We start from the raw sequence: 26,348 nt of genomic DNA on the forward strand, positions 1-26,348 counted from the left end.
CAGCCGCCGACCTCCGCCGTGCGACCACGTCGGCGATGGAGCCAGCGATTGCGGACGTTCTCGCCGTCCGGCTCACATCTCCTCCATCACCGTGTCGAACTTGAAGCCGCCGCCGTCGGGGACGATGGTCCAGCGGATCACCGGCGCCGTCGTCTCCTCGGTCGTCGGGTCGTAGTCCAGCTCGCCGGAGGCGCCGCGGACGTCGATGCTGCGCTTGGCCTTGAATGCCGTCTTGATGCCGTTCCAGGTCGTCGACACGATGTCGTAGGTCTCGCCGGCGCTGATCTTCGTCAGCCCTTCGGCCATCGCCGGGCCCTCGACCTTCTGGTCGTTCTGGAAGTACGACCAGGCTGCGCCGTAGATCGCCAGCCACGTCGCGTCGTAGGTGTGCGACGAGTACGACGCGTCCATCGCCTTCTCGGGGAAGGTCGCGTCGTAGGTGGTGTTGAAGAACTTGTAGACCTCGCGGGCCGTCGGCTCGCCGGGGAACACGCCGCGGACGTTGGGGTACAGCGGGGCGGCCTTGCTCTGGGTCTGGGTGATGACGTCGACGTTGTAGGCGGTGTCGCCGAAGAAGATCTTGACCTCGGGGTCGGCGTAGAACGGGTTGGCGCCGGCCGCATTGAGGAAGCTCGTCACCTGGGCGACGTCGGAGGCGATGAAGACGATGGCGAAGTTGTCGGGCGTCGCGTTCGCGTTGGCGATCTCGACCACCTTCGTCGGGATCTGGCTCGGGTCCTGGTACTCGTCGAGCTCGATCTTGTCCTCGAAGTTCTTCTCCAGCTCGATCGCCAGGCCCTTGCCGTAGGTGTTGCCCTCGTAGACGACGACGGCGTTGGTGACGACCTCGTCCTCCATGAACTGGGCCAGCTTGGCGCCCAGCACCGAGTCGGGCGGCGCGGTGCGCCAGAACAGCCCCGGCTTGTCGGTGTCGATGCTGGTGAGGCTGGGGCTGGTCGCCGACGGCGAGACGATCAGCGTCCGCTGGGCGCGCTCCGACTTGGCCAGCTCCTTGTAGACGGCCTCGGCCAGGCCCGAGGTGCCGGGGCCGACGATCGCCGGCGTACCGAGCTGATCCACGAGGTACTTGGCGGCCTCGACCGCGGCCTCCTCGGCGCTGAGGTCGTCGATCTTCGGGTTCTCCTGGTAGTCGCAGTGGACGATGGCGAAGCTGCGGTCGCCGAGGCCGCTCATGTTGGCCTCCATCACCGCCAGCGTCGCCGAATTGACGAGGACCCGGTCCCCCGTGCTCTCGGTGTGGTCGAACAGCGAGCCGAACACGATCACGTCGCGGTACTTGTCCGGCGCCTCGAACAGGTCGACCGGGAACACCTCTTCGCAGCGCTCGAACCCCTCCGACCGCTCGCACAGCTGCTGCTCCCCGCACGCGTACCCGAGCCCGAAGGCGCTGCGGCAGTCGGCGCTGCTCGAGCAGGGCGCGTAGTCGACGCTCGAGACCGCCGAACAGCCGAGGACCGCCGCGAGCGCGGCCGACGACGCCGGCCCGATGCGCCGAGAGAGGAGGTGCTGCATCGGCGGCATCTTATGCCAAAAAACCAGCGACTTCCTACCTCCGCCCGCCCCCGCCACCGTGACCCGGCACGCGCCCGGGCCCGCGTATGTTTTACGGACAACGACCGTGTTTACACCGTCGCGGACGGCTGCTCCCGCGGCCTTGCAGGCCGGCGGCGCGAGCGCGCGCACGTCGGAGGCCCGCTCTGGCGAGCCCGGCGGTGCGCCGATTCTGGTTATTCGGACATGCTCTCGAGGACATGGCTGGAAGGCCATGGCTCGATCGGGGCGGTGGCCTCGGCCACCAGCGCCGCGGCCTTGAGCGCCCCCTCGAGCGCGCGCGACCCCTGCAAGCGATCGCCGGCGGCGAGGTGACCGGCTGCCGCCGACCTGAACCAAGGGCCAGCCGCCTCCGCGGCCCGCCACGCCCGGGCCCGCGCCCGCGCGGCGAACACCAGCGCCTGCTCGGGACCGCCGACCGGGCCAGCCGCCGCGACAACCTCGCCGAGCTGCAGCCCCGCCCCCACCCCCGCGCGGCCGAGCGACCCGACCGCTGGGCCCTCGCAGTTTGCGGCGACATCTCCCCGCGCAGCCTCACGGCTCCCTGTCGCCTGCTGCGGCGAATCAGCCCCGCCGGTTCCGTCGCGGTTCGCGGCGGCATCTCCCCGCGCCGCCTCACGGCTCCCTGCGGCGTGCCGCGGCGAATCAGCCTCGCCGACCTCCTCTCGCGCGGCCGCGGCCTGCTGCAGCGAATCAGCCCCGCTGCCCTCGCGGCCTTCCGCGACGTCTCCCCGCGCCGCCGCGCGACCGGCCGCGGCGCGGCGCCAGTGCTTCGCCGCCTCGAGCGCGCTGCGGGCCTCGGCCAGGCGCGACGCGCCGACCTCCTCCTCGGTGAGGCTGGTCGATCGTCCGGGGTGACGCGCCCGCATGGCCTCGATCTCGCGCTCGCGGTCGCCGGCGATCTGCTCGTACAGCGCGGCCGCGGTCTCCGCGGCGGCGGCGGCCCGGGCGTGGGCGTCGGCGTGGACCGCCTGCGCGGCGGCCTGCGCCCGCTGCAGCAGCGCGGGCGTGACCTCGCCGGTGGCGACGAGCCCGAGGCGCCGCTGCAGCGCCTCGACCGCGGCCCGCGTCGTCGCGACGTCGTCGACCTCGGCGAGCAGGGCCAGGGCATCGAGCACGCAGCGGACCGCGCGTCCGGCGGCTTCTGGAGCGAGCTGCGGTGCGGTGGGCTGTTGCGCCTCGCTCAAGCGTCCTCGGCGGCCGGGATGGTACACTGCCGGCCCGTTGGAGTCCAAGGAGCCCAGCCGCCCGACCCTGGCCGCGAGCGTCAGCTTCGACCGCACGCTGGCCGGCCCGGCCCAACCGACGCGGCCGCCGAGCCTCGCCGACACCCGCGCCGAGACCTTCGTCGGCGATCGCCGTTCGGGCGCCGGGGACCGGCAGATCCAGCACGGCCAGCTGATCGGCCGCTACATGGTCCTCAGCCCGCTCGGCTCCGGCGGCATGGGCGTCGTCTACGCCGCCTACGACCCGCAGCTCGACCGCAAGGTCGCGCTCAAGCTGCTGCACCCCGAGGCGGTGTCGGCCAGCGGCGCGACCCAGAGCAAGCTCGACGGCCAGGAGCGGCTGCTGCGCGAGGCCCAGGCGATGGCCCGCCTGCACCACCCCAACGTCGTCGCCGTGCACGACGTCGGCAAGTACGACGAGCGCATCTTCATCGCCATGGAGTTCGTCGAGGGCGGCACGCTCAAGCAGTGGCTGCGCGCCCGCCCGCGGACCCGGCAGGAGGTCCTCGCGGTGTTCACCCAGGCCGGCCGCGGGCTGCAGGCCGCGCACGAGGCCGGCCTCGTCCACCGCGACTTCAAGCCCGACAACGTGCTCGTGTCCGACAAGGGCCGCGCGCAGGTCCTCGACTTCGGGCTCGCCAAGCAGACCGAGGACGGCGAGCGGCCGATCCCCGAGCGCCCGACCACCGGCGGCACCGTCTCCCTCAACACCGCGCTCACTCAGGTCGGCGCGATCCTCGGCACGCCGGCGTACATGTCCCCCGAGCAGCACCTCGGCGAGGCCACCGACGCCCGCACCGACCAGTTCAGCTTCTGCGTCGCCCTCTACGAGGCGCTCTACGGCACCCCGCCGTTCCAGGGCGACAGCCTGGTCGCCCTCGCCAACGCGGTGCTGTCCGGCGAGGTCGCCGAGGCGCCGCGCGAGTCGTACGCGCGCGTGCCCCCGTGGCTGCGCAAGATCTTGCTGCGCGGCCTGGCCGTCGACCCGGCCGACCGCTACCCCTCGATCGCCGCCCTGCTCGACGACCTCGCGCGCGACCCCAGCTCGCAGCGGCGGCGCTGGCTGCTGGCCGTCGGCGCCGCCGCGGCCGTGGCCCTCGGCGCCGCCGGCTGGGCTCAGCTGCGGGCCCGCAGCGACGCGCTGTGCGAGGCGGCCCGCGACCAGCTGCAGGGCGTGTGGGACCCGGCGCGCAAGCAGCAGGTCCAGGCCGCCTTCGCCGCCGCCGGCGACCCGGCCTTCACCGCCCAGACCTGGCGCCGCGTCGAGGCCGCGCTCGACCTCTACGCCGCGACCTGGACGTCGACCCAGATCGTCGCCTGCCGGGCCGCGCAGGGCGGCGCCGCCGTCGGCGACGAGCTCGGCGGCCTGCGCAGCGCCTGCCTGGCCCGCCGCCTCAACGAGCTGCGCTCCGTCGTCGACGTGCTGGCCCGGGCCGACCGCCAGGTGGTCGAGCGCGCCGTCAACGTGGTCGCCGGCCTCGGCGACCTGTCCGCCTGCAACGACGAGGAGCAGCTGACCTCGAGCGTCGTCCCCCCGCCGACCGAGGCCGTGCGCGCCGAGGCCTCGGCCCTGCGCTCGCGCCTCGACGCCGCGCGCGCCGAGGCCCGCTCGGGCCAGTACGGCCCCGGCCTGTCGCAGGTGCAGGCGGTGGTGGTCGAGGCGCGGGCCCTGGCCTACGCGCCGCTGCTCGCCGAGGCCCTGCTCGCCCTGGGTGACCTCGAGGCCATGTCCGGAAGGGCACGTGAGGCCGAGGCCGCCTACAGCGACGCGATCCGGGCGGCCGCCGAGGGCCGCCACCCGCGGGCCGCCGCCGAGGCGTGGGTCCAGCTCGTCGACAGCATCGGCGGGCGCCAGGCCCAGGCCGAACGCGCGCTCGGCCTGCGGCTGGCCGCCGAGGCGGCGCTCGCCTGGGACGGCTCCGATCCTGTCCTTCAGGCCAGGTTCCTCACCGCCCTGGCCCGAATCCGCCTCAACCAGGGCGACGCGGCCGACGCCGCCGAGCTGGCCGGCCGCGCGCGCGAGCTGCTCGGGGACGGCGGCGACGTCGCCCGCCAGCTCGAGCGGGCCAACGTGATCACCATGCTCGGCAAGGCCGCCTACGCGCGCGGCGAGTTCGAGGTCGCCGACGGCCACTACCAGTCGGCGCTGGCGATCCGGCGCGAGGCCCTCGGCCCGGACCACCCGGACGTCGCCTCGGCGCTCAACGACCTCGGCGACAACGACTACGCCCGCGGCCGCTACGCCGAGGCGCGCGCCAACCTCGAGCAGGCGCTGGCGCTGCGGACCCGCGTGCTCGGGCCGGAGCACCCCGACATCAGCAACACCGAGACCAGCCTCGGCGCGCTGTTCTACGCGACCGCCGACTACCGGGCCGCGCGCGACCACTACGCCCGGGCCGTCGCCATCCGCAGCGCCGCCCTGGGCCCCGACCACCCGCGCACCGCCGGCGCGCTGATGAACCTCGGCAACGCCGAGATCGTGCTCGGCGACCTCGACCGCGCCTACGAGCACTACGAGGCGGCGCGGGCGATCCAGGAGCGCGTGCTCGGGCCGGAGCACCCGGAGCTGGCCTACTCGCTGACCAACCTCGGGTTCGTGCTGCGCAACTTCACCAAGCAGGACCGCCTGGCCGAGAGCATCCGCTTCTACGAGCGGGCGCTGCAGATCCGCGAGAAGACGCTGGCGCCCGACGACCCGACCATCGGCCACACCCTCGACAACCTCGGCGAGGCGCAGGCGGCCGCCGGCAAGCTGACGCAGGCGCTCGACACTCTCGGCCGGGCGCTGCAGATCCGCGAGAAGGCGTTCGGGCCCGACCACCCCGACGTCGCCGCCACCCTGCTCAACCTCGGCGACGCGACCGCGCGCAGCGGGCGGCCGCTGGAGGCGCTGGCGCTGCTGCGGCGGGCGCTGCAGATCCTCGACCGCGCGCTCGGGCCCGACCACCCCGACGTCGGCCTCGCGCTGATCGCCCTCGCCGAGGTCGAGGTCGGCGTCCACGACCCCGCCGCCGCCGAGCACGCCGAGCGGGCCGTGAAGCTGCTGGAGGCCGCCGCCGACGTGTCCCCCGGCGACCGCGCCCACGCCCAGTTCCTGCTCGCCCGCGCCCTCGACGACCGCCCCCGCGCGCTCGAGCTGGCGACCCGCGCCCGCGAGAACTACGCCCGCGACCCCAACGCCGACCCGCAGGCGCGCGCCCGCGTCGACGCCTGGCTGGCGCGCCAGCGCCGGCGCTGAGCCGAGGGCACAGGCTGCTCCCGCGGGCCGGGACCCTTCGGGCCCCGCGCTCAAAACCTGGCCCGAAAGCCAGGCCCGCGCCGCACCACCGCGCACGCGCGGCGGCATCCGCGCGTCACGACCGCGAGCTCAAACCTGGCCCGAAGGACAGGTTCACGCCGCGGCCGCGCAAGCGGCTTCGGCCGCGAATCCAAGTACATGGCCCGAAGGACAGCCGCACGCGGCGCCCGGCCCGAGGGACGAGCTCCGTCCCGAGGCCGACCGGTTCTGCTGGCGGCACCTCCCATGTCTCTCCGCGCGAGCGCGACCACGCGCCGACGAACAGCCTGTCCGGGACGCGTCCGCAGCAGCGTCCCGGCAGCCTGCCCGCAGCGCGCGAATAACCTGTCCCGATGGACACAGATAGCCATTATCGTCCATCGAGACCGCGATATAGATAAATGGACATGTCCTGGAGAACATGTCGTGCGAGCGTCGCCACCCCGAGCGAGGCGCGAGCTCAGGGAGCCTTGGTCCAGTAGTAGCCGTCCTGGAAGTCGCCGAGCTTGGCGTCCTTGCAGTCGACCGGCTTCCAGCCGTCGCAGGACACGCCGGTGAGCTGGAATTCGGGGCGGCGCGGGCGGGTGACGCAATGGGCGCCCTTGGGCCCGAAGATCGCCTCGGTCGGGAGCAGCGGGTCGGCGAACAGGTTGAAGCCCCACTTGTCCTCGAGCTCGATCGCCGTGCCCGACTTGGTCCACGAGTCGCCGTCGCCGCAGTAGTCGGCGCGGATCGTGCGGATCGCCCCCATGAACTCCCAGTAGCCGATCTCCCACGGCCGGTAGCCCCACAGCGCGGCCTTGCCGATGCCGCCGTCGAGACAGGCGATGTTGATGAGGCCCTCCTGGTGGTCGACGTAGCCGTCCTTCATGTCGACGTGCAGGTCCTCGTAGACCACCGCCTCGAGGCCCTCGCCGTTGTCGTTGCCGCAGACGGCCAGCAGCGAGGACTCTTGGATGTACTGGTACTTCTTGGTGTAGAAGTGCATCCCGTACGTCGCGTCCTTGGGGTACCCGAACACGTACTTGTGATTGCCGTCGGCGTCGTCGAAGCGGTACGAGTGGACGTACATCGTGCGCTTGGTGATGCCGCCGCCGTAGGTGGCGACCTCCCAGCGCGAGCCGACGAAGTCCGCGCCCTTGTAGATCACGTCCTTGATGCGGCCGTGGAGCTGGCCCTTCTCGGACCACTGCTCCTCGAGCTTGAGCCAGGTGACCTGGCCCTTGTAGACGCGCTTGAGGTAGACGCCGAGCAGCTGGACGTTTTCGTGCAGGTTGCCCTTGCGGTCGAGCTCGTGCAGCGGGTGATCGCCGAGCGCGTTGGTGTTGAGCAGCACGCCCCCGGTGCCGAAGCCGCCCGGCCGGAACTCGAGCTCGCCTTCGGCGCCGAACTCGCTGTCAATGGCCTCGTCACAGGCAGAAGCGGCCGAAAGGGACAGGGCGAGGGCGAGGAAGAGGGGAGTGCGGGACATCATGGGCTCCGGTTCGGGCGTCGCTTTCGCGATTTCCTTACAAGTGAGCGGGGCCCCGCGAACAATTGCGCCGGCCGACAATTTTTCCCCTGCCGGCCACAGGCCGATGTCGTGCGCCAGCGCTTGCGGACGCGGCGAAACTGGCGATCCGCCCGGACCTGACGGGCCACTCACGGTGGGGTATGATGTTGACGCCGATGCCTGACGATCAGCAGCTCCTCGAGTCCTGGCGCCGAGGTGATGAGGACGCCGGCGAGCAGCTCTTCGAGCACTACTACGAGGGGCTCGCTCGCTTCTTCCGCTCGAAGGCCGGAGACGGCGCCGCGGACCTCATCCAGCGCACGTTCCTGATCTTGCTGGAAACAAAGTCGCGGATGCGCGAAGGCACCAGCTTCCACTGCTATCTGTACGGTATCGCGCGCAACGTGCTGTACGAGCATTACCGCGGCAAGCGGCGCGACGGCGAACGCTTCCAGCCCGACGAGAACTCGGTCGAGGACCTCGGCCCGACGCCGACGACCCTCATGGCGCAAGCGCAGGAGACCCGGCTGCTGCTGCAGGCGCTCCGGCACATCCCGCTCGAGTCGCAGCTCATCCTGGAGCTGTATTACTGGGAGCAGATGACGGCCAAGGAGATCGCCGACGTGCTCGAGGTCCCCGAGGGCACCGCCCGCACGCGGATCCGCCGGGCCAAGCAGCTGCTCGAGGCCCAGCTCGCCGCGCTCGCCGACACCCCTCAGCTCTTGCAAAGCACGGTGACCGACCTCGACAGCTGGGCTCAGCATCTGCGCACCGCCCTCAAGCCTCGCTAGGCAGTATCATCGGGGGCGGCGCCGTCGGGCTCCCGAGCTCGCGCCCGTTTCGGCCCTGAGCGCCGTTTTGCTCGCGCTCGTACGTCCGGCGCAATTGCCGGGCGGCCGGCCGTCACTGAAACGGGGAGATGGTCCCGCTCCGCCGCGTCCCGCTCTTGACCGCCGACAAGGACATCAGCCTCGAGCAGACGGCCATCTCGGACGACGGGCACCTGTCTGCCCCGCCGGCCCGCTCGCGGGCGAGGATCGCGTTCGAGGAGACCCGCATCGGCCAGTCGACCGCCGGCGACGAGGCCGCGGGCTCGCGCCCGCCGGCCGACGACATCGGCCTGCTCGAGACGCACCACTCGGAGTCGCCGCGCGGCGACAAGCCGATGCCGCGCCTGGCCGACAGCGGCGACGAGCTGCGGATGAAGGCCCTGATCAAGGGCAAGCTGTTCCGCGGCCGCAGCGCGCCGATCAAGATCGGCCGCTTCACCGTGCTCGATCGCCTCGGCGAGGGCGGCATGGGCGTCGTCTACACCGCCTACGACGACAAGCTCGACCGCAAGGTCGCCGTCAAGGTCCTGCGCGGCGAGGCCACCCGCGAGGACGACACCAGCCGCCAGCGACTGATGCGCGAGGCCCAGGCGATGGCCCGCCTGTCTCACCCCAACATCGTCACCGTCCACGAGGTCGGCGACTACGAGGACCAGGTGTTCGTGGCGATGGAATTCGTCCGCGGCATGAGCCTCGACGCGTGGATGCGCCGGCGCGAGCGCTCGTGGCGCGAGGTCCTCGCGGTGTTCGTGCAGGCGGGCCGCGGCCTGCAGGCGGCGCACGCGGCCGGCATCATCCACCGCGACTTCAAGCCGCACAACGTGCTGGTCGGCGACGACGGCGCGGTCAAGGTCCTCGACTTCGGCCTCGCCCGCGCCGCCGGGTACGCCGACAGCGACGAGCTGGCGATCACGGCGAAGCGCAGCGAGTCGGCCGGGCACGCGCTGATGGTGCCGCTGACGCAGACCGGCGCGATCATGGGGACGCCGGCGTACATGGCCCCGGAGCAGCACGAGGGCCGGCCGGCCAGCGCCGCCAGCGATCAGTTCGCGTTCTGCATCTCGCTGTACGAGGGCGTGTACAAGCGCCACCCGTTCTCGACCGACTCGCTGGCGAGCCTGATCGGCGACGCGATCCTCGGCCGCGTCGCGCCGCCGCCGGCGGGCGCGAAGGTGCCGGCGCGGATCTTCCGGGCCCTGCAGCGCGGGCTGTCGGTCGCCGTCGACCGCCGCTTCGCGTCGATGGCCGAGCTGCTGGCCGAGCTCGAGCGCGACCCCGAGGCCCGGCGCCGGCGCCTGTTCGCCTCGACCGCGTTCGCCGGGTTCGTCGGCGTCGCCGGCTTCGGCGCGGCCGCGCTGCAGCAGCCGGCAGCGGCGGCGCCGATCTGCAGCGGCGCCGCCGACGAGCTCGCCGCCGTGTGGAGCGGCGAGCGCAGCGAGGCTGTCCGTTCGGCCATGTCGGCGACCGGCGTGCCGTACGCCGCCGACACCTGGTCCAAAGTACAGCCGCAGCTCGAGGCCTACGCGAGCGCGTGGATCGCCATGCGCGGCGAGGCGTGTGCGACCCACGCCTCGGGCCACCAGTCGGACCACCTGTTCGACCTCCGCACCGCCTGCCTCGACCAGCGCCGCGCCGGCTTCGCCGGCCTGGTCGACACGCTGGCCTCGGCCGACGCCGAGGTGATGGAGAAGGCGATGCAGGCGGTGTCGACCCTGCCGCCGATCGAGCGCTGCGGCGACGTCGCGGCGCTGACCGCCGACGTCGTGCCCCCCGACGACGCGCGCGCGCGCGTGCGGGTGCAGGCGGTGCGCGAGACGCTGGCGCGCGCGGCCGTGCAGGAGCACGCGGGCCGCTACCACGCCGGGCTGGCGACGATCGCGGCCGTGTCCGAGGAGGCGCAGGCGATCGACTACCCGCCGCTGCGCGGCGAGCTGATGCTGCGCGAGGGCAGCTTGCAGATGGAGGCCGGCGACTTCTCGGCCGCCGACGCGTCGTTCGGCCAGGCGCTGTGGACGGCGCTCGCCGCCGACGACGCCCGCACCGCCGCGCAGGCGGCGTCGAAGCGGATGTTCCTCCGCGCCGCCCGCATGAACCAGCCGGCCGAGGCGCTGCGGGACCTCGAGCTGGCGCAGGCGCTGCACGTCCGCGTCCGCGACGACGTCGAGCTGTCCGCCGAGTTCGAGAACAACCTCGGCGCGGTATACATGATGGCCGGCGACTACGCGGCCGCGCGCCAGCACATGCTCGCGGCCGTCGCCGCGCGCACGGCGGCAGGCCGCCACGACACGGTGCTCAACGCGTACACGTACAATAACCTCGGCTTCCTCGCGGCGTTCCTCGGCAACGCGACCGACGCCGCGAACTACTACGGCAGCGCGCTGCCGCTCGGCGAGCGCCTCCTCGGGCCCGGACATCCGACCGTGCACGTCGTGCGCGGCAACCTGGGGGCCGCTCTCCAGCTGAAGAACCACCTGTCCGAAGGTACATCTTTGCTGCAGGCCACCGTCGCCGCGCTCGGCGAGGCGCAGGCGACCGCCACGCCGCCGTACGCGGCGGCGCGCACCCGGCTCGGGTTCATCGCCCTGAAGCTCCGCGACCTGCCGCGCGCGCACGCCGAGCTCACGGCGGGCCGCGCCGCCTTCACGGCCATCGACCCCGACGAGACCAGCGCGCGCGAGGCGATCTACGGCCTCGGCGACGAGGCCGCGGCGAGGGCCTCGTTCGCTGACGCGCAAGCGATCTACGAGGGCATCGTCGACCGCGTCGAGCGCCGCTTCGGCGCCGACCACCCCGAGGCCTTGCTCGCCCGCATGCGCTTCGGCGAGATGTGGCTGGAGTACGCCGACCGCCCGCTCGCGGCGCTGCCGCAGTTCGACCGCGTCGCCGCCACGTGCAGCGACGCGGCGCCCGAGACCGCGGTGCTGTGCGGCGACGCGGCGCGGATGACCGCCGACGCCAAGCTGCGCCTCGGCCTCGTCGCCGAGGCGAGCGATCCGCTGCAGCGAGCGCTCGCGCTGTACGAGCGCATCCAGGGCGAGTCGAGCCCGGAGATCGTGGCGACGCTGCGGCTGCTCGGCGAGGCGGCGCTGGCCCAGGGCCGCCGCGACGAGGCCGTCTCCCACCTGCGCCGCGCCGCCGCGCTCGCGCTCGCCGACTTCGACCCCGACCACCCCGACCTCGCCAGGACGCAGTTCAGCCTGGCGAAGGCGCTCGCCGCCGACCCTGCCGCCGCCGCCGAGGCGCGCGCGCTGGCCGACGCGGCGCTCGCCATCTACAAGGGCCGCGGCGAGGCGTTCGCGCCCGAGATCCGCGCGATCGAGGGCTGGCAGTCGACCCACTCGCCCTGACCGGAAGGACAGGTCATGCGCCACGGTGCGAGCGGCGACCCGTGGCCCGCTCCGGCCTGTGCGGTCCATCGAGCCGCGGCCCGATCTCGGTGAAACTTCGATGCAGCGAGCGCGCGAGGGCGACCCGGGCCGTTGGCGTCGAGCAGGAAGATCCTGTCCCGAAGGGCATGTCGAAGCTCCTCCCGTGGGCCCTCGGCTTGCCCGCCGAGCGCGCCCTCCTGCGGCGACGAGCGAGGCTGACGGCCGGACGTGACATGTTCGGAAGGAAATGTCACACCCCACGGCCCTGCGACCCCGCTCGCAAGCGTCGCCGCTCGACGTCCTGGCTCTGGACGTCGACAGCCGATCGGGCAGCGGCCGAGGCGGCGGAGGCTTCAGGCCCACCGCGCGTGAGCGCGGCGGGCCTCGCGGTCACACGCGACCGAGCGCGGCGAGCAGCTGCTTGCCGAGCTTCTTGTCGGTCATGTAGATGTAGGCGATCCGGCCGGCCAGGCTCGACAGGGTCTCGCCTTCCTTGAGCGGCTTGCCGTGGGCCAGGTTGTGGACGGCGGCCCGGACCTCGCGCTTGAACTCGCGGGTCACGCGGGGGCCCTGCTTGCCGTTGACGACCAGACCGGTGACCTGCTGGCGGCCGCCGGAGCGGTGGACGCGGGTCTTGTCGGGGTGGACCGTAAAACCCTCGGCGGCGGCGATGATCGAGATCCCGCCGAGCAGGCCGCCGACGCCCGGCTTGCCCTTGTGGTCACTCGGCAGGCTGAACGTCAGGTCGTCGGCGTAGCGGGTGTAACGCCAGCCGAGCTTCTTCGCCAGGCCTTGCAGGCGCCGGTCGAGGCGGAGGCACAGCGTGTTCGTGATCGCCGGGCTGGTCGGGGCGCCCTGCGGCAGGCAACGTGGCCCCAAGGACAGGTAGTAGGTCTTGCCCTCGACCTCGGCGACGTGGCGCGGCGCCTCGGTGCACAGCAGCGCCAGCAGGGTCGCGATCTGCTCGCGGTAGCCGGCCTTGCGGAACACCCCCTTGACCCGCGGCAGCGTCACCGTGGGGAAGAAGTCCTTGAGGTCGACCTTCAGCAGGATCTGCGAGTCGCGGTGAACCGCCGCGTTGGTCGCGGTCGAGCGCCCGTGCAAAAAGCCGTGGGCCGCGCCGTGGACCGGCAGGCGCTCGACCACCTCGCGCAAGATCCACCGCTGGGCCGCCTTGAGCTTGCGGTGCGGGGCCCAGATCGCGCGCTTCGTGCCGTCGCGCTTGGGGATCTCGAAGCGGTAGTAGTTGAGCTTCGTGGCCGCGTCGCGGTGGTACGCGAGGCGGCGCAGCTCGGCGATGCTGACCCCGAGCGCCTCGGCCAGCTCCTTCGGCTTGTCGAGCTTCGGCAGCTCGTTCTCCGCCTGGCGCTCCTCGGCGCCCGGCAGGTCCCACTTGTCGTGGTCGAGCTGGTCGTTCCAGAACACGCCCTCGCCGAGGTGGACCAGGTGCGCGGCCTTGTAGGCGAGCCACGCCTCCTTGGCCAGGCGGCGCTTCTCGGCCGCCTCCTCCTTGAGCGACTTCTTGTAGCGCTCGAGCTCGGCCTTGCTCATGCTGTCGGTCGGCTTGCGCTCGACCAGATAGCCCTTCTCCTTGAGCTGGGCCTCGATGTACTTGTCGCGGCCGCCGGCGGACTCGACGGCGCGCCAGGTCTCGAGCATGCGGCTGTAATCAATGCGGTTGGTGGTCGCCATGATGGTCTACCCCGCGCTCCCGTCGAGAAACCCGCGCGCCTCGAGGTCGTCGACGCGCTCGAAGAAGGCCGCTCGCGCCTCGGCGACCGAGCCGAACACGAAGCTCTGGACCCGCAGCTTCGACCCGCGCGGGCCCCAGCGGATCCGCAGGCGCTGGCGGTCGAGCGAGAGCTGCACGATCTCCTCCGACTCGCCCGTCGCCCCCGTCGCCACCGGCAAGCGGCGCGCGTAGGTCCGCGTCTCGAGCGTGATCGTCCCGCGCTCGGCCCCGCGGGCCTGGCGGCGGCGCTCCTCCTCCTGCGCCTGGGCGATCCGCAGCGCGATCAGGTGGGCGCACGGGCCCTCCTTCAGCTTGTGCTTGCGGTAGAACGCGCAGGTGCACTCGGCCCCGCGCACGCGGCCGTCGTCGTCGAGCGTCAGCTGCGGGCGGTAGTCGCGGCGGTCGGCGGTGACGGTGACCTTGCCGGTCAGCTCGAGGCCGACGCCGTAGATCCGGTTCTCGCTGGCGATCTTGACCGCGCCCTTGGCCACGAGGTCGTGCGCCACCTTCTCGCGGGCGTTGCGGTAGACCAGGCGGCCGAGGTCGATCGCGCCGCCGAGCAGCGGGCGGAGACGGTAGCGGTCCTGGGACAGGTCGTACATCACCTGGCCGTGCTGGCAGGCCTTCTGCAGCGCCGCGCGCACGTCGGCGATCGGCTTTTTGGTCGCCGTCGCCAGCTCCTCCGCGGTCGCGACCCACACCTCGCCGAGCTGCTTCAGCACCGCCGACAGCGTCGCCGCGGCCTCGTCGCCGCGGTCGCGCGGCAGCAGCTGGTCGAAGCCGACCGCCTGCGACCAGTTGGCCGAGGTGAAGCCCGACAGCCCGAGCGTGAAGGTGACCGGGCCGGCGCGCAGCACGTAGAAGCTGGGCAGGCCCGAGCCGAGCAGGTGGATGTCGACGGTCTCGACGAACGGCAGCAGGCGGCGGAGCAGGCCGAGGCGGCGGCGGCCCCAGATCCGCACCAGCGCCGGCTGGCGGCCGGTGAACGGCCCCGCGCTGGTGGCGATGACCAGCTCCCACGGCTCGAGCACCAGCCGCGGCGGCTCGCCGGGCACCAGCTCGACGCGGACGCCGCGGCCGCCCTGCTTCTTGTCGGCGTTGAGCCGCAGGTGGCGCAGCACGTTGTAGAGGTCGATCGCCGCGATCCGCACCGCCGTGGTCGGCAGGGTCGCGGCGGCTTGCACCTGCAAGAACCCGCGCAGCCAGCTGTCGGGCAGCTGGATCGACTTCTCGATCACCGGCGGGCGGGCGGCGTCGCTGGCGACGCTGACGGCGTCGGTGCCGATCGTCAGCTTCGTCTCGCGGTAGCTGCGGATCCGCTGCACCCCGTCGAACAGCGCCTTGCTGAAGTCGATGTTGGTGGTGCCGTGCTGCAGATCGCCGCTGCGCTCGACCGCCGACCAGTCGATCGCCATCTGCGCGTAGGCGCCCTCGTCCTTGGAGAACACCTCGAACAGCAGCTTGTCGGGGTGGACGGTGACGACCGGGTCGAGCACCACCCACGCCGACGGGTCGTTGCGCGCCAGCCAGTCGAAGTAGGCCTGCTGGGCCTGCCACGCGCTCTGCCCGGCGGTCTGCTTCTTCAGCCGCATGTAGGCGAGGTACGCGGTCCTGTCCTTCGGGACATAGCGGAAGTCCGAGCTGACGACCTCGTACAGCGCCGACAACGCCTCGCGCACCAGCAGCGGCTGCTTGAGCGCGCCCTCGGCCCGCACCGGCGGGCGCTCGGTGTTGGCGAAGATCTGCAGCTTCGACGAGCGCTCGCCGGCCTCGAGCTGGCTGGCGCCGGCGTAGCCGAGGCGGACCGGCGTCCGCGGGTCGGTGAGCTGCTCCTCGGGCTTGCTCGACTCCGGTTCCTTGGTTTCCTCGCTCACAGCGACACCTCCCAGCGGCTACGGCGTACCTTCGGCGACGCGGCGGCGGCCTTGATCCGCTTCGCGCGCCGGAGCGCGCGCCAGGCCGCCTTGCGCAGCTCCTCGTCTTCCTGCTCGTCGGCCCCGACCTGGCTGAGCGCCTTGAACGCGGCGTCGTCGCCGATCTGGCCCAGCGCCTCGACCAGGCCGAGGCGGGCCGTCTCGCTGGCGGTCTTGTCGGCCAGCGCCTGGGCCAGGCCTCGCACGTCGCCGAGCTCGACCAGCCGGGTCAGGACCACGCCCTGGCGGTGCACGTCGCCGGCGGCGCCGCGCAGCGCGGGCTGGGCCTTGTCTGCTCCTTGGGACAGCAGCCGCGCCAGCGGGTCGGCGTCGTCGAGGACCGTCGCCGCCAGCGGGGCGACGTCGCCCTTGCGCTGGCCGAGGCCCGCGGCGGCCAGCGTGCGCAGCTCGCCGTCGCTGCCGCCGAGCACCGCCTTGAGCGCCGTCTCGCCGGCGGCGCCACCTGCCCCTGCGGCCAGCTCGATGACCGCCTGGCGGCGGATCTTGCGGCCGTGCGCGGCGTGGGCGGTGCCGTCGGCCGCGAGCGAGACCGCGGCGACCAGCTCGTCGCCGCCGACGTCGAGGCGGGCGCAGGCCCACAGCAGCGCGAGGTACGGGCCCTCGAGCTCGCCGAGGCGGTGCGACTCGCCGTGGACCAGGCGCCGGTACTCCGCCAGCCAGGCCTCGCGGTAGGCCTTCGTCGCGGCGACCAGCGCGTCCTTGTGCTTGGCCGCCTTGGCGCCGGCGCGGCCGATCACCTGGGCCGCGACCATCGCCGTGCGCGGGTGCGCCAGCGACAGGTGCGGCGCCGCGGCGTCGATCGGCAGCGGGTCGCGGCCGGTCAGGATCTGCACCAGCGGCGCCATGTAGAGGTCCTGGCGGCGCAGCTGCGGCAGCAGCGAGAACAGCCGGACCACGTCGCCGCGGTCGCGCAGGCGATTCAGCAGCTCGCGCTCGAGCGGGGCGTGGTAGCTCAGCACCATCGCGTAGTCGGGCTCGAGCGAGTCGGGCCCGTGTTGCTTGCGCAGGCTGAAGGCCAGCGCCTGGGCGACGGCGCTGAACCGCTCCTCGCCGAGCCGCGCGGTCAGGAGGTCCGCGGTGGTCGGGTCGGCGCAGTGCTCGAGCAGCGCGGCGACGGTCTGGCGCACGCTTGGGTCCGGGTCCTCGACGCGGCCGCGGATCAGGTCCCAGGCCTCCCGGGTGCCGAAGTAGCGCAAGCCGATCAGGGCCCGGCGGGCGACACCACCTGACCCTTTGGCCAGGCGCGTGAGGATCCCGAAGATCCGCTGCGGCTGGCCCGGCTGGGCCTCGGCGGCCTTGCCCATGTGCCCGAGCGCCTCGGCGGCCTCCTCCTGCAGCGCGTGGCCCTCGTCGGACACGAGCCGCAGCAGGGTGTCGAGCGCGCGGATGTCGGCCAGGGCCCCGAGCGCCCGCACCGCCCGCTTGCGCAGGTCGAGGTCGGGCTGCAGGTCGACGCTGGTGAGCAGCACGCTGCTGCCCTCGCCGCGGCCGCCGAGCGCGAGGCCCTCGGCGGCGAGGAAGGCCACCGTCGGGTCGCTCGACTTGAGCGCCGCCAGCAGCGGCTCGGCCGGGCCCTGCCGCTTGCGCAGGCGCCAGCCGATCGCCTCGGTCGCGCGGCTGGCGATCTCCGGCTTCGGGTAGGTCCACAGCGGCGCGAGGCTGGCGTCGACCTCCTTGCCGCGGGCCCAGCGGAGCCCCGGCAGGACCGTCTGCAGCGTGCGGTCGTCGGACAGCCGGCGCGCGGCCTCGGCGATCTGGACCAGCACCGCGTCGTGACGCGGGAACTGCTTCGACTCCCAGTCGGCGACCCGCGGGCCCGCGCTCACGTCGTCGTCGTCGTCGTCGTCGCTGCTGAGGTCGTCGTCGTCGTCGTCGTCGTCGTCGAAATCATCGTCGTCGTCGAAGTCGTCGTCGTCGTCGAGGCCGGCGTCGCGGAGGGACGACGGGCTCTGCGGGCCGGCGTCCTCCGGATCTTCGATGCGCTGGTCGTACCCGGAGATCACGAGCAGCGACCCGAAGGCGGCGGCGCGGCGCTTGGGGTTGTCGACGTAGGCGAGGATCCGCGGGACCTCGGCGACCTGGCGGAAGCCGGCGGCCGCCTGCAGCAGGTTGTCGACGCGGGCGGTGCCGGCCGGGTCGCGGTCGATGCGGTCGAGGAACGCCTGCGCCGCGCGCCCGTCCCCGAGCCGCTGCAGCGCGCGGATCGCCTCGCTCTGCTCGTTGGCCTGGTCGGAGCGCAGCATCTCGACCAGCACGTCGAACGCGGCCGCGTCCTTGTGGGTGGCGAGCTGCAGCGCCGCGGCGAAGCGGACCGCGCGGTACTTCGAGGTCAGCGCGCCGCGCAGCGCCTGGGCCGCGGCGCCCTTGCCGTCCGGCTCGTAGTTGGTCGCCAGGCCGTGGACCGCGGCCAGCCGCAGCTTCTCGGCGCGGGCCGCGAGCGACAGGGTGTGCACGAACACCCACGCGTCGCGCCTGGCCGTCTGGCCAGCCTCGGTCTCGGCCTCGGGCGAGCCGGGGCGGACCCCGCTCTTCTTCTCGGCGAGCAGCTTGGCGGCCTCCTGCTCGAGGCCGTCGTCGCGCTGCAGCAGCGTCTCCTCGAGGACCTTGAGCCCGGCCGCGGCGCCGCCCTCCTGCGACAGCAGGCCGAGGCCCCACGAGCCGGTGTCGCTCTGGCCGGTGGCCAGCGCCTCGGCGGCGAGGGTGGTGTTGTCGACGCCGAGCGCCTTGAGGCCGTCGAACGCCTGGCGGCGGATCGAGCCCTGGGCGTCGCCGAGCGCCGGGACCAGCACCGAGATGGCCGCGGCGACGTGTTCCGGAGAACCTGGCTTTTGCGACTTGTGACCGGCCAGCGCCAGCACCCGCGAGAGCGCGGTCTGGCGGATCCGCGTCTCCGCCGGGCCGCCGGGCAGGCGCGACAGCGCCGCGTAGGCGCCGAACACGATCTGCCGCAGCTCCTCCGGCGCGTAGGCCAGCTTGGCCGCGCCCTTCTGGCTCGCCTGCTGCTTGGCCGCCGCCAGCGCGCGGTGGAACCGCTTGCTGAACACGGCCCACAGGCGGTCGAGCGTCTCCTGCTTGTCCTCCTGCAGCGCCTCGAGCAGCCGCGCGGCGCGGACCTTGAGCTGCGGGTTCGCGCGGCTGTCGCCGAAGGTCGCCAGCTCGGCCAGCGCGCGCACGTTGGCCTCGGGGAAGGTCCACTTGGCTCGGCCCTCGCCGCGGTCGTTGAACAGGTCGGTGACGAACCTCGAGAACGCGGCGTCGTCGCCGAAGCTCTCGAGCGCCTGGGCGGCGAGCAGGCGCACGCGCGGGTGGGCCGACGACAGCGCGGCGAGGCAGCGGTCGGGCACGCCGTCGCCCTCGACCATCTCGCGCATCATCAGGAGCAGCAGCGCGCGGCTCTGGATCTTCTCGTCGCCGGAGTCGAGGAACGAGACCAGCAGGTCCTCGTTGCCGAGCGCCAGCGCGGCCAAGAGCGCCTGCGCCGGCGGCGGCGCGGCCTTGCCGGGGGTGAAGATCAGCGACGCGCCCGCCGGGTCGCCGATGAACGCCAGGCCGAGCGCGGCCTCGCTCTGGACCGCGGGGTCCGAGTGCTGCAGCGCGGCCTGCAGCGCGAACACGGCGTTGGCGTTGTCGGGCCGGGCCATCCACGACAGCGCGGTCGCGGCGGCGCGGCGGATCTGGCCCTCCTTGTGCTGCAGCAGCGGCAGCACCGCGTGGCTCGGCGTCGGGTCGCCGAGCTCGGCCAGGCCGCCGAGCGCCCGCACCACCCGGTCGAGCCACTTGGCCCGCAGCGCCGGCACCTCCGGCTCGGGCGCCTCGACCATCGCCTGCAGCGGCGCGCGCACCGAGCTGTCCCCGTGGACAGCCAGCGCGCAGGCGGCCCGCACGACGACGTCGGGGTACTTGCTGGTCAGCGCGGCCGGCAGCGCCTCCTCGCCCTCGCCGGTCAAGAGCGCGTCGACGGCGAGCTGGCGCACCGCCTCCTCGTCGTCGTCGATCGCCTTGACCAGCAGCTCGTGGGTGCCGGGCGCCTTGCGCTTGGCCAGCACCTTGACCGCCTCGACGCGCAGGTCGATCCACCGCCCGGCGAGCGCGACCGACAGCGGCTCGGCGCCGATGCCCTTGGTCCGCTTGAGCGCGAACTCGAAGGCGTCCTTGCGCAGGCTCGGGTCGGCGTCGCCCAGGAGCTCGAGCAGCAGCGGCCAGGCCCACGACTGGGAGATCTGGCCCATCACCTCGTTGAGCACCTCGCGGCGCACGTCGGCGTGGATGCTCTTGAGGACGAAGCGCAGGCTGCCCGCCCCGCCGCCGCCGACCTCGAGGCTGAGGGCGGCCTTGAAGGCCTCGCTGCGGACCGTCTTGCCGGCGTCGCCCAGCGCCCGCTCGAGCAGCGCGATCGCCTTCGGGTCCTCCTTCGTCTTGCCGGCCTTCTTGATCTGCTTGATCAGCAGGTCGAGGCCGCGCCGGCGCACGTCCTCGTGCTCGGCGAACAGGCCGGCCTCGGCGACCGCGAGCGGGCCGCCGTCCTCCAGCCCGGCGAGCGCGGTGAAGGCCGCGTCGCGCACGCTGGCGTCGCCGTCGCGCAGCATCAGCCGCAGCCGCGCCCCGCCGCGCGGGTCCCCCAGCTCGGCCAGCGCCTTGCAGGTGTCGACCCGCACCGACGGCGTGCTCTCGCGGGACAGCTGCAGCAGCGTGCCGAGGGCCCGCGGGTCCTGCAGCGACGCCAGCGCGGCCGCGCCGGCCAGGCAGGTGTCGAGCGCGCGGCTCGCCATCGCCTCGAGCAGCGGCCGCTTGTCGGCCTCGTCGAGCTCGGACAGCGCGACCGGCTTCGGCTTCGGCAGCTCGTCCTCGACCTTGCCCTTGGAACCTGTCCCTTGCGACTTGTCCGAACGGCCAGCCGCGGCCTCGGCGGCGGCCGCCTTGACCTCGTCGACCGGCGAGCGCGCGGTCTCGATGTCGTGGAGCTGGCGGTGCAGCTGCTTGTCGCGGTAGCGCAGCGCGGCGGCCAGCTTGGGCCGGGCCAGCAGCGAGATCAGGAACGCCGCCTGGCGCACGCCCGGGTCGGTGTCGGCGGAGAAGCGGCGCAGCGCCGCCTGCACCTCCGGCAGCCCGAGCATGCCGCGCTGGAAGAAGCGGATCAGCGCGGTGCGGCGGATGTCGGCCTGGCTGGCGCGCAGGGCGATCAGCTCGGCCTCGGGCGAGTCGGCCGCGTGCAGGTCCTCGAGCGCGGCCAGGGCGGCGACGCGGACCTCGCGGGGCTGGCCCGACAGCGCCGAGACCAGGCGCGTGAACGCGAGGTCGTCCTTGCGCGCGAGCCCGGTCAGCGCGGTGATCGCCGCGGTGCCGATGTCGCGCTTGCCGACGGCCAGCGCGAGGTCGAAGATCCGCAGCGAGTCGGCGCCCTCGAGCTTGAGCAGACCATGGAGCGCGGCCAGGCGGACGGCGTCCTCGCCGGCGCGCAGCAGCGGCTCGAGCAGCTTGATCGCCCGCGGGCTGCCCGACGCGCCGAGCAGCTCGGTCGCCAGCACCTTGAGGCCGTGGTCGTCGTCGTTCGAGACCCGCTGCGCCAGCGTCTCGAGCGACTTGGCGTCGTTCCAGCCGGCCAGGGCGCGCAGCGCCGCCTCGCGCAGCTTGGGGTCGCGGCGCTTGAGCTCGTACTCGGCCCACTGGTGGGCGCCGTAGTAGACCAGCTCGCGGTCGCCGAGCTTGCCCTCGGCGTCGAGCGGGAACAGCCGCAGCGTGTTGTCGATGCACGCGGCGACCAGGTGGTCCTTGCCCTTGTACTGGCCGAGCGCGAGCGCGACGACCTTGGCCAGGCCCTCCTTCTGCGCCGCCGGCTTGCGCTGGCCGGCGCCGCGGACCCACGCCTTGATCTGCGAGTCGAGGCCGGAGGTGTAGAAGCGGTCGCCGCTGCCGTTGACGATCGCGGTCGTCTTGTCGCCGTGGCCGTTCTTGCCCGAGCGGTCCTCGGGGTCGAGGTCGCCGCGCACGTGGGTGAGCAGCAGCTTGTGGTCGACCGCGGCCGACATCACCCGCAGCTCGTCGGGCTCGAAGCACAGCGCCGTGACCGCGCCCTCGTGCAGCTTCTTCGACTCGCCGGCGTAGAACGCCTCCTTGTTCTCGCAGTCGAACACGCTGAGCGTGCCGCGGTCGCTGCCGACCACCAGCCACGTGCCCGACGGGTCGGAGGCGATCGTCGTCGCGAACTCGGCGAGCTCGAGGCGCTGCAGCTCCTTGCCGTCCTTCTTGGCGAGGATCACGAGCTGCTTGCCGGCGACCACCGCGAGGCGGCCGTTCGCGGCCGGGGCGAGCGCGACCGGCGGCGGGTCGAACACCGGCCCGAGCGGCCTCGGCTCGCCCTTCTCGAGCCCGGCCTTGTAGACCTGGCCGTCGCTGCCGGCGACGAACACGTGGCCGTCGTCCGCCGCGAGCGCGACGCCGCCGGCCGGCAGGTCGCCGACCACCAGCTCGCCGGTGTCGAGGTTGAGCCGGTACAGCGCCGTCGCCTGGCCCTCGGGGTGGACCGCGGCGATCAGCAGCTGGACGCCGTGGGCGAGGATCGCCTTGAGGTCGCCGCGGATCTGCGTGTACTTGTCGTTCGTGAAGCGGTCGGTGACGGGCGTCGACATCAGGCGGCCTCCGGCGAGAGCTTGAGGTCAGGGTGAGCGGCGCCGACGCGGGCGAGGGCGACCATGCAGGCCGCGCGCTCGCTGGCGCCGCGCGAGCCCATGAATTCGACCAGCACCGGCCCGGCCAGCGCCGCGAACGCGGCGTCGGCCTCGGCCAAATCGCGCATCGCCTCGACCAGCGCCAGCTTGGCCTTGCGCGCCGGCAGCGGCCGCAGCTTCCTGGCCTTCGGGGCATGTTCGACCGGCGCGGCCACCACGTCCTCGGCGTCGGCCTGCTTGGCCTCCGCGCTCGGCTTGGTCGGCGGGATCGTGAACAGGAGGCGGCGCATGAAGTCGCGCAGCGCCTCGCCCGGGGCCGGCAGCCCGGCCGGCCGCGCCGGCGCGCCCGGACCCTCGGGCGGCTCGATCTCCGCCTTCTTGGTCGTCGGCTTCGGCCCCGGCGCGGCCTTCTGCGCCTCGGGCCGCGGCGCCGGCTTCCAGCCGTCGGTGATCCCGCGATCCCTATAGAGGTGCCAGATCGTCCGCACCACGAAGGCGACGACGTGGCGGTCGGGGCTCTCGCTCAGGCGGAACAGCTCCTCGGGGATCGCCAGGCGAGCGTCGCGGCGGACCAGGCCCATGCCGATCGCCCGCACCTCGGGGACCAGCGACTCGCAGAACGGGTAGACCGCGGCCGGCGTCAGCGTGGTCGGGTCGATGCGGAAGCGCTTGTTGTCGGCGTTGTCCTCGGCGAAGAGGGCCTTGGCGATGAACTCGCGCACCTCCGAGTACGGCGACTCGACCACGCCGAGCAGCTCGGACAGCGGCGGCGACCAGCGGGCCAGCTCCCAGCGCGCGAGGTCGAGGCCGAACTGGCGCACCGGCGCGCGGCTGTCGGTCAGCAGCGGCTTGACGCGGGCCCACGACAGGAACTCGCCGGGGATCTCCGCGCCCGGATCGACCGGGCGATCGGTGAGCGCGAGGCTGATGTCGGGGTGGTGGCGGCGGATGTACTGGCGGGCGAAGTCGGCCTGCGGCGCGTCGGCCGGGCCGGGGCCGGTGGCCATCTCCCACAGCCGCTCGCAGCCGGCCTGCACCGAGTCGCCGCTGAAGCTGCGCTGCTCGCCGGCCAGCATCTGCAGGAACGCGGTCTCGGAGATGATCTTGATCGGCGCGCCCTTCTCGACCAGCTTCTCGGCCGCGACCTGCTTGCTGCCCTTGCGGCCCTGGCCGTACAGCGGCGAGCCGTCGTCGCCGATCACCAGGTAGTCGAGCTTGGCCGTCACGCTGCCGGCGTTCTTGCCCTTGGCCGCGGTGACCTTCTCCTCGGCGTCGTCGCGCTTCATCGTCGCCAGCTTGCCGGTGAAGAGGAAGGTCTTGCCGCCGAGGTCGATCGCCTTGGCCGCGCCCTTCGCGGCCTCGGCCTTCGGCGCCTCCTCCTGCTTCGGCGCGAAGTCGGCGGGCACCAGCGCCTTCGTCATGTATTCGAGGGCGAAGTTGCGGTACTGCGGCTCGGGCCGCAGCGCGAGCTGCATCAGCCAGTCGAACCCGAGCTGGCTCGGCCGGAACCGGCGCACGTCGCTGAGGAAGCCGAGCGCGGTGGCGGCGAGGCCCTCCTCGAACTTGAGCTCGCGGGCCCACGGGCGGCCGCTGGCGATGAGCCCGGCGATCCACTTGTCCTCGGCCCAGGTCGGCTGGAACGCGACCGCGCGCCAGAAGCCCGCGTCGATGTCCTCGGCCTTGATCTTCTCCTCGGAGATCCACTTCAGCAGGGTCTGGCGCGCGTACGGGTGCAGGACCATGCGCGCGAGGAAGTCCTTGCCGAGCTCCTCGCCGGGGAAGCGTGACAGCGCGTCCAGGGCGAAGCCCGTCGCGTTGGCGGAGATCCGCGGGTCGTCGAGCAGGTCGCGGAAGTACTCGGCGCCGAGCGACTTGTAGCTGTGGATCTTCGGCAGCAGGTCGGAGGCGAACGCGAACACCTTCTGCCGGCTGTCGAGCAGGCGGTCGGTGAACCACGCCGGCGTCAGCTCGCGCGCGCTGAAGTGTTTCCTCAATGCGTTGACGGCGAGGTCGTGGCCGTGCTGCGTGCCGAGCAGGCGACCCCACGCGTCGAGGCCGATGTCCTTGCGCGGGTCACGGTCGCCGAGCAGGTCGGCGACCAGCTTGCGCACCTCGGCGTTGCTGTTGTTGGCCAGCAAGATCAGGCGGTCGAGCGCGAGGTCGCGGGCGTGGGTGCGGGCGTAGTTGGCCGCGTAGGCGCGGGCCGCGTCGGCGCGCGAGTCGAGCAGCTGCAGCACCGGCTCGTGCAGGCCGAGCTCGCGGAAGCTGCCCTGGTCGAACTTCGGCACGTTCTGCAGCAGCCAGATCACGAACTCGTCGACCGTCGCCGAGCCGACCGCGATCAGCCGGGCCGCCCACGGCGCCTCGACCTCGCGCAGGTTGGCGCGGAAGTCGGTCTTCAGCGCCTGCACCGCGAACTTGCGGACCTGCTCCGAGCGCGCCCGCTCGAGCAGCTGCAGCACCGGTCGCGGGGTCCGCCGCCACAGCTCGGCGAACGCCCGCTCGTTGAGCTGCAGCGCGCCCGAGCGGTACAGCTTGAAGTTGCGGCGCGTGTACTTCTTCGTCTCGTGGTGGAGGATGTGGTTGTAGACCCACGTGTTCTGCCACGTGGTGCTTTCCTCGTAGTGGCGCAGCACCGCCGCCGCCGCGTCGACGTAGGCCGGCGGCGCGGCCTCGCCGAGGCGCCGCAGGTACCGCCACGCCCGCCGCACCAGGTAGCCGAGCGTGTGCCGCGAAATCTCGCCGACCTTGCGCTGCTTGGTCGCGTAGGCGTGGTCGAAGCGGACCGCGAGCGCGCCGAGGATCTCGACGTCGCCCCTGGCCTCGGCCTCCTTGAAGATCTGCTTGAGCCCGCGCCACGGGCCCCAGCGCAGCGGCACCTTCTGGATCGCGTCGAGCAGCGCGGCCCGCTCGTAGGCGCCGTCGGACCGCTTCCACAGGTCGAGCAGCACCTCGTGCAGGCGCAGCCGCGGCGGCAGCGGCGTCTCGGCGTCCTTGGCCTCGAGCGCGCGCATGCTGTCGATGCGGTAGCGGGCCCGCTCCTGCGGCTTGGAGCGCGTGAACTTCCAGCTCGTCAGGTGCTGGGTGAAGGTCGCGTAGGTCAGCGCGCCTTCTCGCGGCGGCTTGTCCGGCCGCGGGTCGGCCGCGTTGGCGAGGCTCACGATCAAGGTGGACAGGTCCGGGTCCCGGCTGTCCCACGCGCGGCGGATATCATCGAGGCTGAGTTCGAGGGCCATCGCCTGCTCCCGAGAGAGGGAGTCGGAGCATGCCGCGAAGCGTCGAGCGCTTTCAACTGTCGCGGTCGCGCATCACCTGTCCATACGGACAGGTGATGCGCTCGATCCCGCGCCCCTCGATCGGGACTTTCCCTTCGAGGGCTGACTCGAGGGGCACCTCCTTGCAGGTACAGATCGCGCCGGGATCCTCCCTTCGGGCCGTGATAAAAGCGTTGACATGACGACCACCCGGACCTCGTGGACCCTCGCGCTCTCTCTCGCCACCCTCGTCGCCCTGCCGAGCTGCAAGAAGGAAGCGACCACGCCCCCCGACGGCTCCGGCGGCGGTGATGCGGCCGCCGATGGGGGCGGCGGCGGGAGCAACGACGGCGGCTCCGACGGCGCGGGCGAGGAGCCCCTGACCGCCGACTCGTTCGAGGAGGCGATGCAGGCCAAGCAGGGCGACGTCGCCGACTGCTTCGCCCAGGCCAAGGAGGCCAAGCCCGACCTCGCCGGCAAGCTCGCCATCGACGTCACCGTCGCCGGCGACGGCTCGGTCTCGGCCATCAAGTTCACCGACTCCAGCACGATCAAGGAGCCCAGCATCACCTCCTGCATCGAGGAGAAGGCCAAGGGCTGGAAGTTCAACAAGACCAGCGACGGCAGCCCGATGACCCTCGGCTACTCGCTCAACCTGTCGTGAGCGCGCGCGGCCCCGCGCGGCCGCGCCCCCTCCTTGATACCTGGCTTGAAGGACATGGACATGCGGACCCCGAACATCCGCGCAGCCCTGCTCGCCTGCGTCTCGCTCGCCTGCGGCCCGCAGACGAGCGAGACGACGCCCACGACCACCACCGGCGGCCGGTCGGCCCGTGCGCGCTCGAGCCGAAGGCCACCGAGTGCGACAACATGTTCGTCGGCTACCACTTCGAGCCGACGTCGATGACGTGCGAGTCGTTCGACTACGGCACGTGCGGCGGCGAGGCGGTGCCTTTCGAAGAGCTCGAGGGCTGCCTGGTCGAGTGCGGGGGCGCCCT

11 protein-coding genes and 1 pseudogene are annotated in these 26,348 nt (G+C 73.0%); 5 read left to right on the forward strand and 7 right to left on the reverse strand.

Going from position 1 to position 26,348, the window contains the following annotated elements:
* Positions 1 to 72 precede the first annotated feature (72 nt).
* Together NAEX_RS14330 and NAEX_RS14335 are read right to left on the reverse strand one after the other, a co-directional pair.
* The gene (locus NAEX_RS14330) at positions 73 to 1,533 is read right to left on the reverse strand and encodes an ABC transporter substrate-binding protein (protein ID WP_143141374.1); all 1,461 of its coding nucleotides are present in this window, start codon (positions 1,531 to 1,533) and stop codon (positions 73 to 75) included.
* Positions 1,534 to 1,748: 215 nt separating this feature from the next.
* Positions 1,749 to 2,690, reverse strand: coding sequence for a hypothetical protein (locus NAEX_RS14335; RefSeq protein WP_096328061.1), 942 nt, complete (start codon positions 2,688 to 2,690; stop codon positions 1,749 to 1,751).
* Positions 2,691 to 2,796: 106 nt separating this feature from the next.
* Here NAEX_RS14335 and NAEX_RS14340 point away from each other — a divergent pair, with 106 nt between their 5' ends.
* The gene (locus NAEX_RS14340) at positions 2,797 to 6,036 is read left to right on the forward strand and encodes a serine/threonine-protein kinase (protein WP_096328062.1); all 3,240 of its coding nucleotides are present in this window, start codon (positions 2,797 to 2,799) and stop codon (positions 6,034 to 6,036) included.
* Positions 6,037 to 6,535: 499 nt separating this feature from the next.
* Here the strand turns inward: NAEX_RS14340 and NAEX_RS14345 are convergent, their stop codons facing one another.
* Complete coding sequence (locus NAEX_RS14345) at positions 6,536 to 7,546, reverse strand: ADYC domain-containing protein (protein ID WP_143141373.1); 1,011 nt, start codon at positions 7,544 to 7,546, stop codon at positions 6,536 to 6,538.
* A 197-nt stretch (positions 7,547 to 7,743) separates the two neighbouring features.
* Between NAEX_RS14345 and NAEX_RS14350 the strand changes: the two genes are divergently transcribed.
* Both NAEX_RS14350 and NAEX_RS14355 read left to right on the forward strand, forming a co-directional pair.
* Positions 7,744 to 8,358, forward strand: a complete 615-nt coding sequence (locus NAEX_RS14350; protein WP_096333614.1) for an RNA polymerase sigma factor — start codon at positions 7,744 to 7,746, stop codon at positions 8,356 to 8,358.
* A 128-nt stretch (positions 8,359 to 8,486) separates the two neighbouring features.
* A complete protein-coding gene (locus NAEX_RS14355) occupies positions 8,487 to 11,744 on the forward strand; it encodes a serine/threonine-protein kinase (protein WP_096328064.1) in 3,258 nt (1,085 codons plus the stop codon).
* A 411-nt stretch (positions 11,745 to 12,155) separates the two neighbouring features.
* Here the strand turns inward: NAEX_RS14355 and NAEX_RS14360 are convergent, their stop codons facing one another.
* From NAEX_RS14360 to NAEX_RS14375, 4 genes are read right to left on the reverse strand one after another with little or no spacing between them, the layout of a single operon-like run.
* On the reverse strand, positions 12,156 to 13,457 hold the full coding sequence (locus tag NAEX_RS14360) for a reverse transcriptase family protein (RefSeq protein ID WP_096328065.1): 1,302 nt from the start codon (positions 13,455 to 13,457) through the stop codon (positions 12,156 to 12,158).
* 6 nt (positions 13,458 to 13,463) lie between these two features.
* Positions 13,464 to 15,371 (reverse strand): hypothetical protein, encoded by a 1,908-nt coding sequence (locus NAEX_RS14365; RefSeq protein WP_096328066.1) that lies wholly within the window; start codon positions 15,369 to 15,371, stop codon positions 13,464 to 13,466.
* Positions 15,368 to 22,057, reverse strand: a complete 6,690-nt coding sequence (locus tag NAEX_RS14370) for a HEAT repeat domain-containing protein (RefSeq protein ID WP_096328067.1) — start codon at positions 22,055 to 22,057, stop codon at positions 15,368 to 15,370. The genes NAEX_RS14365 and NAEX_RS14370 overlap by 4 nt, the downstream gene beginning before the upstream one ends.
* The gene (locus NAEX_RS14375; protein ID WP_096328068.1) at positions 22,057 to 25,332 is read right to left on the reverse strand and encodes a BRCT domain-containing protein; all 3,276 of its coding nucleotides are present in this window, start codon (positions 25,330 to 25,332) and stop codon (positions 22,057 to 22,059) included. Before NAEX_RS14375 ends, NAEX_RS14370 begins: the two co-directional genes overlap by 1 nt.
* A gap of 217 nt (positions 25,333 to 25,549) precedes the next feature.
* Between NAEX_RS14375 and NAEX_RS14380 the strand changes: the two genes are divergently transcribed.
* Together NAEX_RS14380 and NAEX_RS54515 are read left to right on the forward strand one after the other, a co-directional pair.
* Positions 25,550 to 26,014, forward strand: coding sequence for an AgmX/PglI C-terminal domain-containing protein (locus NAEX_RS14380; protein ID WP_096328069.1), 465 nt, complete (start codon positions 25,550 to 25,552; stop codon positions 26,012 to 26,014).
* A pseudogene (locus tag NAEX_RS54515) lies at positions 26,011 to 26,325 on the forward strand (BPTI/Kunitz-type proteinase inhibitor domain-containing protein); the annotation flags it as partial. The gene NAEX_RS14380 and the pseudogene NAEX_RS54515, both read left to right, overlap by 4 nt.
* Between the last annotated feature and the right edge of the window lie 23 nt (positions 26,326 to 26,348).

The organism is Nannocystis exedens, from assembly GCF_002343915.1.
In the GTDB taxonomy this organism is placed as follows: domain Bacteria; phylum Myxococcota_A; class Polyangia; order Nannocystales; family Nannocystaceae; genus Nannocystis; species Nannocystis exedens.